Source organism: Antrihabitans auranticaus (assembly GCF_016481275.1).
In the GTDB taxonomy this organism is placed as follows: domain Bacteria; phylum Actinomycetota; class Actinomycetes; order Mycobacteriales; family Mycobacteriaceae; genus Antrihabitans.
Genome location: NZ_JAEMNW010000004.1, coordinates 545,092 through 559,618, shown reverse-complemented (window position 1 = coordinate 559,618; position 14,527 = coordinate 545,092). Strand labels below are relative to the sequence as shown.

13 protein-coding genes are annotated in these 14,527 nt (G+C 63.8%); 7 read left to right on the top strand and 6 right to left on the bottom strand.

Annotated elements, in window-relative coordinates; all coding sequences use genetic code 11:
* Positions 1-39 precede the first annotated feature (39 nt).
* A complete protein-coding gene (locus JGU72_RS20675; protein WP_199685923.1) occupies positions 40-219 on the top strand; it encodes a hypothetical protein in 180 nt (59 codons plus the stop codon).
* Here the strand turns inward: JGU72_RS20675 and JGU72_RS20670 are convergent.
* On the bottom strand, positions 194-799 hold the full coding sequence (locus tag JGU72_RS20670; protein ID WP_199685922.1) for a hypothetical protein: 606 nt from the start codon (positions 797-799) through the stop codon (positions 194-196). The genes JGU72_RS20675 and JGU72_RS20670 overlap by 26 nt on opposite strands.
* Before the next feature lie 142 nt (positions 800-941).
* On the opposite strand from JGU72_RS20670, the gene JGU72_RS20665 reads away from it, so the two are divergent.
* Together JGU72_RS20665 and JGU72_RS20660 are read left to right on the top strand one after the other, a co-directional pair.
* The gene (locus JGU72_RS20665) at positions 942-3,320 is read left to right on the top strand and encodes a phosphoketolase family protein (protein ID WP_199685921.1); all 2,379 of its coding nucleotides are present in this window, start codon (positions 942-944) and stop codon (positions 3,318-3,320) included.
* 504 nt (positions 3,321-3,824) lie between these two features.
* The gene (locus JGU72_RS20660; RefSeq protein WP_199685920.1) at positions 3,825-4,160 is read left to right on the top strand and encodes a hypothetical protein; all 336 of its coding nucleotides are present in this window, start codon (positions 3,825-3,827) and stop codon (positions 4,158-4,160) included.
* A gap of 74 nt (positions 4,161-4,234) precedes the next feature.
* On the opposite strand, the gene JGU72_RS20655 is transcribed toward JGU72_RS20660, so the two are convergent.
* From JGU72_RS20655 to JGU72_RS20640, 4 genes are all read right to left on the bottom strand, one after another.
* Complete coding sequence (locus tag JGU72_RS20655) at positions 4,235-4,675, bottom strand: hypothetical protein (RefSeq protein WP_199685919.1); 441 nt, start codon at positions 4,673-4,675, stop codon at positions 4,235-4,237.
* 44 nt (positions 4,676-4,719) lie between these two features.
* Entirely contained in the window at positions 4,720-5,514 is a 795-nt protein-coding gene (locus JGU72_RS20650) for a PP2C family protein-serine/threonine phosphatase (protein ID WP_233532713.1), read from the bottom strand.
* A gap of 70 nt (positions 5,515-5,584) precedes the next feature.
* On the bottom strand, positions 5,585-6,058 hold the full coding sequence (locus JGU72_RS20645; protein ID WP_199685917.1) for a YbjN domain-containing protein: 474 nt from the start codon (positions 6,056-6,058) through the stop codon (positions 5,585-5,587).
* Between the two features lie 53 nt (positions 6,059-6,111).
* Positions 6,112-6,939, bottom strand: a complete 828-nt coding sequence (locus JGU72_RS20640; RefSeq protein WP_199685916.1) for a hypothetical protein — start codon at positions 6,937-6,939, stop codon at positions 6,112-6,114.
* A gap of 95 nt (positions 6,940-7,034) precedes the next feature.
* On the opposite strand from JGU72_RS20640, the gene JGU72_RS20635 reads away from it, so the two are divergent.
* From JGU72_RS20635 to JGU72_RS20625, 3 genes are read left to right on the top strand one after another with little or no spacing between them, the layout of a single operon-like run.
* Entirely contained in the window at positions 7,035-8,735 is a 1,701-nt protein-coding gene (locus tag JGU72_RS20635) for a serine/threonine-protein kinase (RefSeq protein ID WP_199685915.1), read from the top strand.
* A 14-nt stretch (positions 8,736-8,749) separates the two neighbouring features.
* A complete protein-coding gene (locus JGU72_RS20630; protein ID WP_199685914.1) occupies positions 8,750-10,570 on the top strand; it encodes a serine/threonine-protein kinase in 1,821 nt (606 codons plus the stop codon).
* 43 nt (positions 10,571-10,613) lie between these two features.
* Positions 10,614-11,960, top strand: a complete 1,347-nt coding sequence (locus JGU72_RS20625) for a protein kinase domain-containing protein (RefSeq protein ID WP_199685913.1) — start codon at positions 10,614-10,616, stop codon at positions 11,958-11,960.
* A 25-nt stretch (positions 11,961-11,985) separates the two neighbouring features.
* Here JGU72_RS20625 and JGU72_RS20620 read toward each other — a convergent pair whose 3' ends face one another.
* On the bottom strand, positions 11,986-13,446 hold the full coding sequence (locus JGU72_RS20620; protein WP_199685912.1) for a PcfJ domain-containing protein: 1,461 nt from the start codon (positions 13,444-13,446) through the stop codon (positions 11,986-11,988).
* A gap of 500 nt (positions 13,447-13,946) precedes the next feature.
* Here JGU72_RS20620 and JGU72_RS20615 point away from each other — a divergent pair, with 500 nt between their 5' ends.
* Positions 13,947-14,405 (top strand): NUDIX domain-containing protein, encoded by a 459-nt coding sequence (locus JGU72_RS20615; RefSeq protein WP_199685911.1) that lies wholly within the window; start codon positions 13,947-13,949, stop codon positions 14,403-14,405.
* Positions 14,406-14,527: the final 122 nt, after the last annotated feature.

The following is a 14,527-nucleotide window of genomic DNA, read 5'->3' as shown; positions in this document are numbered from 1 at the left end:
GCGCACGAAGACTGCGCGGTCAGCGGCAGCGTCTACTCGGTGGCGGGCGGGCGGGTCGCCAAGATTTTCGTCGCCGAAACACATGGCGTGGTTCTTACCGAGCTGACGCCCGAGGCGATGCGCGATCAGTTGGCAGGTATCGAGGACCAGCGCGACTACCTGCAACCGGCTTCTCTCGACGCCGAGACCACGCTCATCGCGGCAGCGCTGGCACCGTAGGCGGTACGCGGCGGGCGGCGGCGACAATGCCAGCGTTCCAACCAGGCGCGCTCCCGCCCGCGGGCGGCGCCAAGCCCGCCGCGTCGAGACCGGCAACCGAAAGTGCCCACGCGACAACCGAGTTGGAGTTCCACATCGACCCGGTCCGCATTTCGTCTCGACCCCACACCACGCACGGTACTTCCGGCAGCTTCACCAGCAGCGATCGACAGATCTCCACGTCCGACGTCAGTCGCTGCGGGCCGTCGACCGCCTCGCCAACGTCACCGATCATCCCGCCGCGCCAGCAGTGCACCTCGTACCTGCCGAACCGCCACCGACCAGCCCACCGGGCGCCGACTGCACCTTCACCGACCACACCGCGGTCTCCCACTGGAACATTCCAGACAGGCGTCATCTCGACCACGTACCGATGCGGCGGCAGACTGATTCGCAAGGCCGAGTGAAACAAGGGCCTGGCCGCACGTCGTTCGCGCACCGCACAGAGCAATTCGAAGATCCGCCCGTTCCAGCGGACCGAATGCCCGCCCGCCCCGAGCGGCAACCAGTACAGGTCGATGCCGGGTGTCACTGGGATCATTCGCCAATTGTCGAGGAACTTCACGGTCAAGGGCAGGGCGCAAGGCCCTTCTGCTCCGTGACCTCGGACTCTGCCCCCGCAGGCTGGCGACGCGTAGCGTCGAAGACAGGCTGCCGCTTCAGGCGCCTTCGAGGGAGCAGCAATGCAATCGATCGACATTTCGCGCAACCCGACCATGAGCACGAAAGACGTACAGCTGATCGACGCGTACTGGCGCGCAGCGAATTATCTGTCTGTCGGCCAGATCTACCTGCTCGACAACCCGATGCTGCGCGAACCGTTGCAGCCCGAACACGTCAAGCCACGCCTGCTCGGCCACTGGGGCACCACACCTGGCCTTAACTTGCTCTACGTACACATGAACCGCGCAATCAAGCAGCGTGACCTCAACGTGGTCTACATAGCCGGACCCGGTCACGGGGGCCCGGGACTCGTCGCCAACGCATACTTGGACGGCACCTACAGCGAGGTGTACTCCGCCATCACCGAAGATGAGGACGGGATGCGCGAGCTGTTTCGGCAGTTCTCCTTCCCCGGTGGTATCCCGAGTCACGTTGCGCCCGAAACTCCTGGCTCGATCCATGAGGGCGGCGAACTCGGCTACGCCCTCGTGCATGCCTACGGCGCCGTGTTCGACAATCCAGATCTGTTGGCGCTCTGTGTGATCGGAGACGGAGAAGCGGAGACCGGCGCACTCGCCGCGAGTTGGCACTCGAACAAGTTCCTCAACCCGGTGACCGACGGCGCGGTGTTGCCGGTGCTCCATCTCAATGGGTACAAGATCGCGAATCCGACTGTGCTGGCACGAATTCCCGACGCAGAACTCGCCTCGCTCATGCGCGGGTACGGATATACACCGCATTTCGTCGAAGGTGACGATCCCGCGACCGTTCACGAAATGCTCGCTGCAACAATGGATTCGGTGTTGGACGAGATCGCGACCATTCAACGCACCGCTCGCGATGGGACAAACTCCGAGCGGGCGCTGTGGCCGATGATCGTGTTGCGCACCCCGAAGGGCTGGACCGGGCCGAAAACAGTCGACGGACAACCGGTCGAAGGCACATGGCGCGCTCACCAGGTTCCGCTGTCCGAGACGCGCACGAACGCAGAGCACCGCCGGCAGCTCGAAGAGTGGTTGCGCAGCTACCGGCCCGAGGAATTGTTCGACGCAACGGGACAGCTGGTCACCGAGTTGAAAGCGCTCGCCCCGACGGGAATTCGCCGCATGAGCGCGAACCCCCATGCCAATGGCGGCCGGATGCTGCGTGACCTGACAATGCCCGACTTCCGCGACTACGCGTCGCAGGTCGACCAACCGGCAGCAACATCGAACTCGGCGACCGGTGTGCTCGGAGAGTTTCTGCGCGACGTCATCGCTCGCAACCCAGACCGGTTCCGGCTCTTCGGCCCCGATGAGACTGCGTCGAACCGCCTCTCCGCGGTCTTCGAGCAGACCGATCGCGCGTGGGACGCCGAAGTTTTGCCGGGAGACGTTCACCTCGCCCCGAACGGGCGAGTCATGGAGGTGCTGTCGGAGCATCTGTGCCAGGGCTGGCTGGAAGGCTACCTCCTCACCGGCCGCCACGGCCTGTTCAACTGCTACGAGGCGTTCATCCACATCATCGATTCGATGTTCAACCAGCACGCCAAGTGGCTCAAGACCACCCGCGAAATCCCGTGGCGCGCACCGATCGCGTCACTGAATTACCTACTGTCTTCCCATGTTTGGCGACAGGACAACAATGGATTCTCACACCAAGATCCCGGATTCATCGACCACGTGATCAACAAGAAGTCCGAGATCGTGCGCGTCTACCTGCCGCCGGACAGCAACACATTGCTGTCTGTGGCAGACCACTGCCTGCGCAGCCGCAACTATGTCAACGTCATCGTCGCAGGTAAACAGCCCGCGCTGACCTACCTGACGATCGAAGAAGCGATCGCCCACTGCACCCGCGGACTGGGCATTTGGCCGTGGGCAAGCAACACCGACGGCGAACCCGACGTGGTCCTTGCATGCGCCGGAGACATCCCTACACTCGAAACCGTCGCTGCCGCAGACCTGTTGCGGACACACCTACCCGACCTGTCGGTGCGGGTGATCAACGTGGTCGACTTGATGCGTCTCGAATCAGATCGCCAGCACCCCCACGGGTTGACCGACCGGGATTTCGACGCGCTGTTCACCTTGGACAAGCCCGTTGTCTTCGCGTTCCATGGCTACCCGTCGGTCATCCATAAACTGACCTATCGCCGAACCAACCACGGCAACATCCACGTCCACGGATACCAAGAAGAAGGCACTACAACCACACCGTTCGACATGGTGATGCTCAATGGTCTCGACCGTTTCAGCCTCGTCATGGACGTGATCGACCGCGTGTCCTCGCTCGGCAGCCGGGCAGCCACGCTGCGCCAGCAAATGGTCGATGCCCGACTGTCGGCGCGCGCCTACACCCGCGAGCACGGCGAAGACGACCCCGCCATCGGTAGTTGGACGTGGCCTGCGAGAACGTGACCTGTGTCATTGCCGATGCGCTCTCGACGCGACCTGCATTCACGATGGCCGCCCGCGCAATCTAACGGATTGCCGCCGAGCCACGCCCCGAGCGCCTCATTCTCGGTAACCACTTTTGCATCGGTTGTAGTCGGGAGCAGGAGGATATGAGCCTCCCACCACCGTGACCGACATAGCCATGCGCTTGGGAATCATGCACACAGGGCGGTTTGCGGCGTCCTACCGCGAAAAATACGGCGTGCCCCCCGTCGGCCACGCTCGCCCGATAAGTATCAGCAGCGAAATCGTGTCTACATGGTGTGCAGTTCAGACTGTTGCATCGTTTGTGCATCGTTTATAGTCAGAACTAGCTGAGCAGCCAGCTCAGTCCGGTGCCCCCGGTGGTCTCCGCCTCGCCTCCCTGGTCATCGTGGTGCGAACTCCGCGTCAGCGCTCCGGTCGATCCGGATAGCGGTACCGGAGTTCGAAACCAAGCGAAATCGAACAAGCGGACAGGACATGAGCATGACCAGACACACCACGACCGGTGACGACCTCACAACCACCGGCCCGAACGGCCACCAGACCCTCAAACGTGACTGGACCTGGGTGGGTTACGTTCTGGCATGTGCCGGCATCGCACTCTTGGGAGTTGGCCTGACAGCCGCGGGCTACGGATTCTACGGTTGGACGTGGATCATCGCTGCCGCCTCCACGACCTGCGTCGTTGTGGGTGTATGCGTTGTGATCTTCGAGCACAGGCGCAGAGTGAACAGCGAGTCCGAGGACCACTCCGACACAGAACACGAACACCGGTACCTGCCGCGCGGGTTCTCCGGAAATCACACCGACAGTAGGTAATTGGGTTCTATCCCGCGACGTTCGGCCTGGCGACGGCGTTAGGGTGCGTTCGCCTCCGGTCCGCTTACCGATCCTCAGTTGTCGGTCGGGGCAGTGTGCGGCGCGGACAGCAGGCGGCGGACAGCGGAACGCGACAGCATGAGAATCACAATCAGCAGCGAGACCGCGAAGAAGCCACCGAGGCTGACGCGGGAACCGAACACAATGTCCACGGCCTCGAGGACAACAAACTTGCTACCGAACAACACCGCCCACAGCAGGAAGCCGGCGACAACTTTCTCGACCGGAGTAGTAGCTCGACGAAACCGCTCCTTGACACGAATCTTCACCACCACAACGATTTCGAGAACACACTTGAGTAGCACGGCGGTCAAGAGGGATAGCGTGAACGACTCGGTGAGCACCTGAGGAACAAACTCCACGAACAGGTTCAACACGACTACATAAACAAAGACATCGACGATCGCAGCACCTGAAACAGCAAGCCTCGGTGAGCGATCGTCAATGTCGGCCATGTGCGTACCTTAGGCGGATCTCCACTGTGAACACCCCGAAGTGATCACGTTCGAGACAAGGGCCTGCTTTCCGAGTCGGGGCCGCCCCCGTCGAGGTGCATGACGATGACGGTCGTGTTGTCGGCGGAGTCGTCGGCGATCGCGGCGTCGATAAGGCGCTGACAAGTCTTCTCGCAACTTGTGGCGTTGTCGCTCAGGATGTCTCGGATTGCGGTGGGTAGTACCGCGTTGTGGAGCCCGTCGCTGCTCAACATCAACCGGTCGCCTGGAGTCCAGTCGATCGTGGTGCAGCCGGGCAACGCGGGGGGACGCATGCCGGCAAACCGGGTGAGTCGGTGACGTCCTGGGTGGTGCTCGACCTCGTCTCCGGTAAGTTCCCCTGCCTCGACGAGTGCAGCAGCGAGCGTGTGATCGCTGGTCAGTTGAGTCAGGACTCCGTCGCGCAGGAGGTATGCCCGACTGTCACCGAGGTGGGAAACCGTTACGGCGCTCGCATCCACCAGTGCAGCGACGACAGTGGTGCCGGTTCCGGCGAGCTCCGAGTGGCGACGGGTGTGACGGTAGAGGCTGTCGGACATCGAGGCAACGGCTCTGCAGAGATCCTCGCCGGCTCGTTCGCCACCGCCGGGTATAAGGCGGGAGTCGGCGCGGCCTGATTCGTCGAGGTATCGGGGCAGTTGATGCACAACGAGGTCGGCCGCTCGCGCGGCGGACGGTGCTGTGGCGATGCCGTCCGCGAGTACGAACAATCCAATGTCGGGGTGTGCCGCCCAGCGGTCGTCGTTTCGGGATCGGCTACCGATGTGGCTCGCTCCCGCGTGCGTGATGTGGCCCATCATCCTCGACCATGTGTCATGTGCCGGTCGCCGGCCACTACCCGCGGCACACGAGTAAGACTGACGCACGGGGTCACTCGGAGAGCCGGAACCATGCTTCGAAACTTCCTGTCCGCGGCAGCTTCATCGACGTACCGATGTCGTCGAGCATCTGCACGGCGCCGAGGATCGTGCTGTTCGCGAGTGCAGTGAACAGGTCGAAATGCACGCCGCTTCCGAAGTTGTACGAGCTCTTACCGACGACCTGGATCCCTCCGGTAGCCGGTATATCAACGACATATGCTGTGGGCCAACGATTTTCGGAGTTCCAACGGTTCGCACGTTCGAGTAGCCGACTCCGATCCTCGCGCGCAAACTCGTGATCGGATTGCACTCGAATAGTGCAGACACCGGGCGCCGACCGAGACGACTTGAACTTCACCCACACGTCTCGCTCGCCCGCGCGGGCTTTCATGACCACCTTGTGGTCCCCCGTGCGGTCGAAGCGCCAACCGCGGCTGTTCAGATAGCGCTCGACCATTGCAATGTCGAAGCTGTCGATCGCCATTACTTCGGACCTCCATCACGGCCGGTGTCTGCTACCTCGGCGACGCCCGGCGGTCACGGTCGCGTCGTTCTGGACTGTAGCGGGTGGCCGCCCTGGATCAGGTTGCCCCGCCCGCGCGGTGTGCTTGCCCCGCCGACCACCCCCAGCACGAACATCAGCAGCAACCCGACCGGCAACATGGTGAACCCGAACAGAAAGCAGAACCCTTTCACGGTTTCGAGGAACCCGTGCGCCCGTTGCGCGGCCACAACCAGCGCCACCGCCAACGCGATCGACACTACGGCCAGCGTTCCGGCGTGCACACCGAACACGTACCAGCGGTCTTTACGGTTCTCCTGGTGATAGACCGTCGCAATCGAGGAGCCCAACCCGGCCACAGTCACGGCTACGCACCCGATCAAGCCGAGCAGCCACCATTGGGGACCGTCCGCGGTCCGTTGCGAGCCGATACCGACGAGTCCGACTGCCACCAATGCGAACGCCACGACGAAGATCGGACTGCGATACACCGCCGACCACGTGGGCGCGGTCTGCGCACCGAACACACCAGGTCGAAACACATCGTGCAGCATGAAAGACTGGTTGCCACTGGGGATGCTTCGGCTGGTTGGCCGCGGCGGTTGGGTGCCGACGGCAAAACTGATCACTCCGGAACCCCTTGCCGGGGCACGCCGAACCTCGGCACGTCCGTGTGCCCGGTCCTCCACAACGGAGTCCCCCGGTGCGCCGATCGCTCGAGCCTGCAAAAGTGCCCACTCGGTCAGATCGAATACCGGCCACGACGCTGCATACAGCGTCCAAGTGTGTTCTCCTGACGTCGAATCGTCGTAGCCTGATTCCAGAACAGTCAGGTCCGGCGCGGAGAAGTCGTCTGCGGCCATAGTCGCCATCTTGTCAACCGATACGCCGACAGTCACCCACTACCAACCCGACACGCGTGATACTGGGAACCGACGGCGAGGGAGGTGCAGCACGCGTGGTGGGGGGCGAGTTCGCGCCGGGGCACCGTTTCGCCGGCTTCACCATCGAGAGATGCTTGAAGTTCAGCCCGCACAGCGCGGTGTATGTGGCGCGTCATCCGCGACTGCCGAAACGACTGGTTCTCAAAGTTCTGCAATCGATTCCGACTTCCGCCGACCGAATAGCCGCATTCGACGCCGAGGCCGGCCGCGCCGCACACCTGGACCATCCCCACATCGTGTCGATCCTCGACATCGGCCGCGACGCCGATCGGTCCTGGATCGCCACCCAGTACATCGACGCGGTCGATGCTGCCCAAGCGATCGACACCGCGCGAATCGCTCCAGCCCGCGCCGCCCACATCGTTTCAGACATCGCTTCCGCCCTCGACTATGCGCATACCCAGGGTGTGCTGCACGGGCACGTCAAAGCGTCGAACATTCTGCTGGAGACGCCCCGTCCGGGCCGCCGCGAGCGAGTGTTGTTGACCGACTTCGGCTTTACCGCGGCCACCCACGATCCTCGCCGCGACCACTCGCCGACAGCAGCACTGCCGTGCGCACCCGAGCAGATCGTCGGCTCCCCGCCCGGACCATGGTCTGACGTGTACGCACTCGGCTGCACGGCGTATCAGCTACTCACGGGCGAAGCCCCGTATTCCGGGGCGATACCTGTGGTTTTGCGAGCACACCTGGACGCTCCCATCCCCCGGCCCAGCCGAATTCAAAAGGACCTCCCGCCCGCTGTCGATGCGGTGATCGCAACAGCCCTGGCCAAGCGTCCGCAGGACCGCTACCGAACCTGCACCGAACTGGCGCAGGCACTCCAGCGAGCACTCCACGAACGCAGTGGCCTGACCCGCCGCACCCGGCACAAGGTCTGGGGTGCCGCGATCGCAGTACTTGTCCTCGGCGCCACAGCGGCCGCCGCCGTCTGGATCGACGTACGAGGCGCAGACTCCCCGGGCGAGTACAAATCTCCTGTGCCGCTGGCATTCACCGGACTCGACGATCCTGCAGGCATCGCCGTGGACACCGAGGGCACCGTGTATGTAGCCGATGGAGAGAACAACAGGATTCTGTCGTTGAGGGACGATGCAGCAAGTCAGGACGTGCTGCCGTTCGACAACGTGGCGAGCCCTGGTGGTGTGGACGTCGGTGCCGACGGCGAGGTGACGGTGGCATCGTTCGGAACCGGCGATCTCATTCGGCTGGATCAGCGGACCGGTACCGAAACTGTGCTCACCGACCAGTTCACCCATGTTTTCGACGTCGCATCGTCTCCGGTCGACAACTCCGTGTTCGTCACCGACGCCGGCCGCTTGTACCGGTTGGCGCCGGTCACCTCCCGCGGCACCATCACCGAAATCTCGATACCCGATGGGCAGGCGAACTGGCTGGCTGTCGCACCCGATGGCACGGTGGTGGTGACCGATCGGGCAGCCGGCCGGATCGGTCGGGTGGATCCCGACAGCGGCCGCTACGAACCCATCGCCGTCGACGGACTCCGCCAACCCGGCGGCGTCGCCGTCGACTCCGACGGCAGGATCTTCATCGTGGACGGAAACAGCGTCGTCCGCGTCGCTTCCGACGGGACCGACGCGGCGGTACTAGCGTTCGGTGACGTCGGCACGCTCATCGATGTTGCGGTCACGGCAGAAGGTGGCATCGTCGTCACCACCGATGAGGACCGAGTGCTCGAACTCCCTCGATCATGAACAGGGAGGTGCCGATGCCGGGACGGGGCCGCGGGTCTGCCGGTCGCCCGTTTGCCGGGTTCACCCTCGAACGGGTGCTCGGCCGGGGCGGGATGGGCACGGTGTACCTGGCAACGCATCCGCGGATGCCCAAGCGGGTCGCGTTGAAGGTACTGCACCGTAATCTCGCCACCGACAACCACATTCGGTCGCACTTCGAGTCCGAAGCCGATCACGCGGCCAGGCTCGAACACCCCAACATTGTGCCGGTACTCGACCGCGGACGGTTCGAAGAACGTTTGTGGATCGCCTACCAGTACGTCGACGCGACCGACGCATACTCGCTGCTCGACGAGAACGGACCGCCGCCACCCGGCCTGGTAAGCCACATCATCGAGCAGGTTGCCGCTGCTCTCGACCACGCACACGCCCACGGCGTACTGCACCGCGACGTGAAACCCGCCAACATTCTCGTCGAAACGGCCCCGCCAGGACGCCTACCGCGTGTGTTCCTGACCGACTTCGGCATCGCGAAAACCGCCGACTCCAGCTTCGCCACGGCGAACGTCACCGCCAGCCTGTCCTACGCCTCCCCCGAACAACTCCAAGGACACCGGCTCGACTTCCGCACCGACGTCTACTCCCTCGGTTGCACGATCTACGAACTGCTCACCGGCGCGAAGCCCTATCCCGGATCACCGCCGCAGGTCCGATACGGACATTTGCACGGCGCGATACCCACCCCGTGCCAACAGGTCGTGGGGCTCCCGGGCAGTTTCGATGCGATCATCGCTCGCGCTCTGGCGAAATCATCGGCCGACCGGTACGTCACCTGTGGCACCCTCGCGCGAGCGGTCGGACACGCGCTCGCCAACACCACCACACCGAGTCCCGCGCCGACGATCGACTGGACCGAAGCATCGATACCCGATCCACGGTCGCGGCGGCCCCGCGACCCAGCCCAGCCGACACCCTGGCTACGCACGCCGGTCGCGCTGGCGATTGCGGCCGGGCTGGTCGTCGTCAGCGGCGCTGTAGCCGCGTGGAGCCTGCGAGGTGACGACGAAACAAATAGTGCGACAACCAAACTGCCGATTTCCGGCCTCGACTCTCCGAGCGGGATCACAGTGGCACCCAACGGCGATCTCTTGATAGCCGACACGTCCGGTGCGGTACTGAGCTGGAACCGGGACGACGGTAGTACAACCACCCTGCCCTTCCCAAATGTGGTCAGCCCCAACGACATAGCGGTCGACAGCGCCGGCACCATCGTCGTTACCGACCCGCCGCGCCGCGACGTGCTGGCGCTTCCTGCCGGATCCAGCACCGCCCGCCTGCTCCTCGAGGTCAACGAGCCCGGCTCGATCGCGATCACCGACACCGGCCCGGCGGTCTACGTCGTCGACGAATTCGCTGGAGACCTGGTCCGTAAAAGCGGCGACGCCGACTACGAACGCATCCTGACCGGGATCGACACGCAAAACGGCTTCGCCGCACCCGCACTCGCAGCCGGCAAGGACGACACGATCTTCATGTCCGACCCTGAACAAGACCGCGTCCTCGAACTCACCTCCGACAACACCACACAGAAAGTGCTCCCGTTCGGCGAACTACAGAACCCAGTCGCCATCACCACCGACCGCGACGGCGCCGTATGGGTCCTCGACACCGCCGATTACCCGAACAACGACACCGACCTCGGCGACCGCGTGCTCCGACTCGCGCCCGGTGCCCAGACGGCGGAGCTTGTGACCACCGATGTCTCGGACTCGGACCTCGCAATCGCAGTGTCAAGTGACGGCGACCTCTACGTCAGTCGCAGCGACGGCGTATACATGATCACAACGAACCGGTGAAAGCTCACAAATCAGCCGAACCGTCCACACCCGCGGGGGCGAGATGAATCCGACTGTCACGTTGTCGGTGGTCGAGGGACCACTGCGCGGAACCACTTTCGTCTACGACGAACGCACGACCGCCATCGCCGGGCGTGCCGACGACTGCTCTCCCCGGATCGTGGACGCCACCGATCGGCCGACGGTCTCTCGTCACCACTGCCTGTTCGACATCAATCCACCGTCTATCCGGGTACGCGATTTCGGGAGTCTGAACGGCACCCACGTCAACGGATACGAGATAGGTCGCCGCCGCCCGGATCAGACACCCGAGGAAGGTGCCCGCGCCGCGTACCGGGAAGCCGACCTGTCGGCCGGGGATCGGATCAAGCTCGGGTCGTCCGTGCTCGAAGTCGCCATCGCCGCGCCCCCACCAGAACACGCCAACCTCACGTACGACTCCTCGGACGGCAGAATCGCTGATGACCTCATCGATTCAGGCGGGCAGTGGCACTGGTCGTTCGATCTCGACGACGACTACGATCCCGCGACGGCTGCGCTGCAAGTCGCCAAGGACGCTGGCTACGAGGTCATCCGGGAACTCGGCCGCGGCGGGCAGGGAGCGGTGTTCCTCGCCAGGCAGGGCAGCGGGAACCTCGGCGCGTTGAAGGTGCTCCTCGCTGCCAGCGGCAGTTCGCGCGCGCACAAAGACTTCCGCCGAGAAATCGCGATCCTGGCAGGCTTGCGCCACCGCAACATCGTCACCTTCCACGATTCCGGTTCCGAGGGCGGCGCGTTCTTCTTCACCAGCGAATACTGCGACGGTGGCAGCGTGGATAATTACGTCGCCCGCACCGGACCACTCAGCGTCTACGAGGCTGTCCATATCGTGCTGCAAGCACTCGAGGGACTGCAGTACGCCCACACCGCCCCGCTCGCCGATGCTGGCGTGCGGCGCGGCGTGATCCACCGCGACATAAAACCCGCCAACCTCCTGCTCAGTGGTGAAGGCCGCGACCGGATAACGAAAATCGGTGACTTCGGTCTCGCGAAGGCCTTCGATTTCGCAGGCCTGTCCGGACACACCATGACCGGCGCAGTCGCCGGAACGATGGCCTTCATGCCCCGCCCGCAGATGATCGATTTCAAATACGCCAAACCCGACGTCGATGTCTGGGCTATGGCCGCCTCGTTGTATTGGATGCTGACCGGCCGCACCCCCCGCGAATTCCCCCTCGGCGCCGACCCCATCGGCATAGTGCTCGGCACTGACGCGGTCCCGATCCAGCATCGAAACCCCGCTATCCCCGACCAACTGGCCAGCGTGATCGACCGAGCCCTCATCGACCGCCCCGGCATCGTCGTCACCAGCGCAAAGGAACTCGCCGATCGCCTTCGTGCCGCGCTCTGAAGCTGCGAGGCCCCACCGTTCGCGGCTACGGGCTACCCAGCACCTCGCCGGCCCATCGCCGGACGATCTCGCGCTCCTGGCTGGTCGCCGCACGATTTCGCAATCCCCTGACCTGCACTATGCGCCTTGTCTGCGGGTGTAGTTCGATCGTCAAGCGCGGCACGCCGTCTACGCGCAGTGACACGATCGCAGACACATCCACCGCACAGCGACCGGCGTAATCGGCAACGCAATGATCGAGTGCCAGGCCCTCGCGACGCAGTTCGGTGCCGGAGGTCAGTTCGACGAACGACCACACCCTGTCGGAATGCGTCGATTCCCACGATAGACCGTGCGCCTGCCACCGATAACGAAACCAGCTGCGGTTGTGCGCGTGATCCCAAGTCGTGCTTACCGACACCGCCGACTCGACTCCGTACTCGCCCAACGTAAACCGCGAGCCCGAGCCCTGCGACTCGCCGAACTCGTGCACCCCCCAGGCCAGGATCGTCTCGCACTCGTCGTCAGTGACCGCACTGCCATGATCGACGACCCAGGTCACCGCGTCACGCCAGAAAGTGCGGAAATCGAGCGACGATTTCTCGACATCGGTCGGATCGATCTTCAATGCGGAATGAGCAACGATCCGCGCCTGGTCGGCCGCCGATCCACCCACACGCGCAATCTCGGCCAGCAAAGCCGCCTCGGCGAACGACGCCCCGTCGGGCACACGGTAGAGAAACTGCCCGTACCCGGCGGCGATGTCCCAGCCGAGGAGCTGCCCCGCCCGCGCCAGATCTCCACCTTGGCCCAGCACGATGAACCACACCATCCACTTCAGCCGGTACTTCGCGTTGCCCTCGTCCGAAAATCTATCGGCGAATTCCGAAAGCCATGCCGCTTGCAGACATTCCGGCACCTCGCTCCGCGCGAACACATGCGTCGCCAGCGCGGTACGCCGATCCCACGACAGTGGGCTTCGGATCCAGAACGGTGCAAACAAGCACACGTTCGCGGCCAGCGTCGGACTACCGAGCCGTTCCGCTTCCAGTTTGATGACGTCGAGCTCTCGGAAGTTGCTGATGGCATTGTTGATTCGCTGCCTGACAACCTCGGGTGTGCTCGTTACGCCATCGAGCTCACCGACGTAGGTTGCCAGACGTTCCTCGACGGGTATCTCCGACGTCGGTACGCCGTCGACATTGGCGAGCTCAGCTTCGGCGGAGCGCCCCTCCAGCGCCGACCGCAACGGCGAGGGGTGATCGAGAACAGACCGCACCAGGTTGCCGAGATGATGGGCGGCGATCGTGCCCTGGTCGGCCTCCCAACACCACGCGTCGTCATCGATCGAATCGAAGGGACGCAGCGGATTCCAATACTCGTCGGCCTCTCCACTCCACACGTCCACGTCGGCGTCACGGGACCGCACGAACCGTCGACTCAACCGTCGCCGGTCGAACGGCTTGCGCCAGTTGATAATTCTCTTGCCGTTGAACTGTTGCTTCATCGTCGTCTTACTCGAGGTTGCCGTTGCTGTGCGAAGTACTGTCAAGCCTATGCGGGAACGACGGCCCGTCGAAGCGAACACGGGGGCGCGATCGCCCGGGGTGGGAGAATCGACGCGATGAGTACGGATGACAGCGCTCCACCGCCAGCACCCAACGACATTCGGACGTGTGACGAGTGCCAGAGCAGCTACTTCGCGGCTCGTTCCCAGATGGCGCAACTGTGCCCCGAATGCTCCCATTGGATCTACGGATACCCGCCGTGTCTCCACAGCCGCGGACCCGACGGGCGTTGCACGCAGTGCGGTTGGGATGGATCGAGCTCGACATATGTGGCGTCGCTGCGGACCTGAACTCCGCACCGCGATGGAGCAACTCGCGACTGTTACTTGCCGGTGGCGTCGCTCTAGCAATACTTGTGGTCCGAGCAGCTTCGCAGAATCGAACCCGCGCCGAGTTCACCTGCTGTTACCGTCGAATCCTTCAGCCGAAAGGTGTTGCTATGGCACGGGACCCGATTCCGACGTGGGCGTTCGCACTTGTTCTGGTGCGTTTTGGGCGGCGGATTCTGCTCGTCCAAGAGCGAAAGCATCAGCAGCTCTGGTACCTACCAGCCGGGCGCGTCGAGCCCGGCGAGACGCTGGTCGATGGCGCGAAGCGCGAAACATTGGAGGAATCCGGAATCGACGTGACACTCGACGGTGTAGTGGCTATCGATCATTCGCCGAAAGCGGACGGGACGGCGCGGCTCCGCGTGATCTTCGCGGGCAGCCCAACTTTCGACACCCCGCCCCGCAGCGTTCCGAACGAGCATTCTCTCGGCGCCCGTTGGGTGACGTTGGAAGAAATGACTCGCCTGCCGATGCGTGGCGTCGACGCGCAGGCCATAGCTACCCATGTCTTGGGTGGCGGTGCCATCTATCCGATATCCATCTTGCGCGCCGAGCACGATCCGTGGTGACCGGAGACCAGTACGTCGGGCGCACTCGATGTAGAACGCACCCACTTCGTGCTCCCCGACGGTGGTCGGCGTCCAACATGACGCCGACCCGACCCGTCGCGAAGTTCCGGCGCACCGATGAT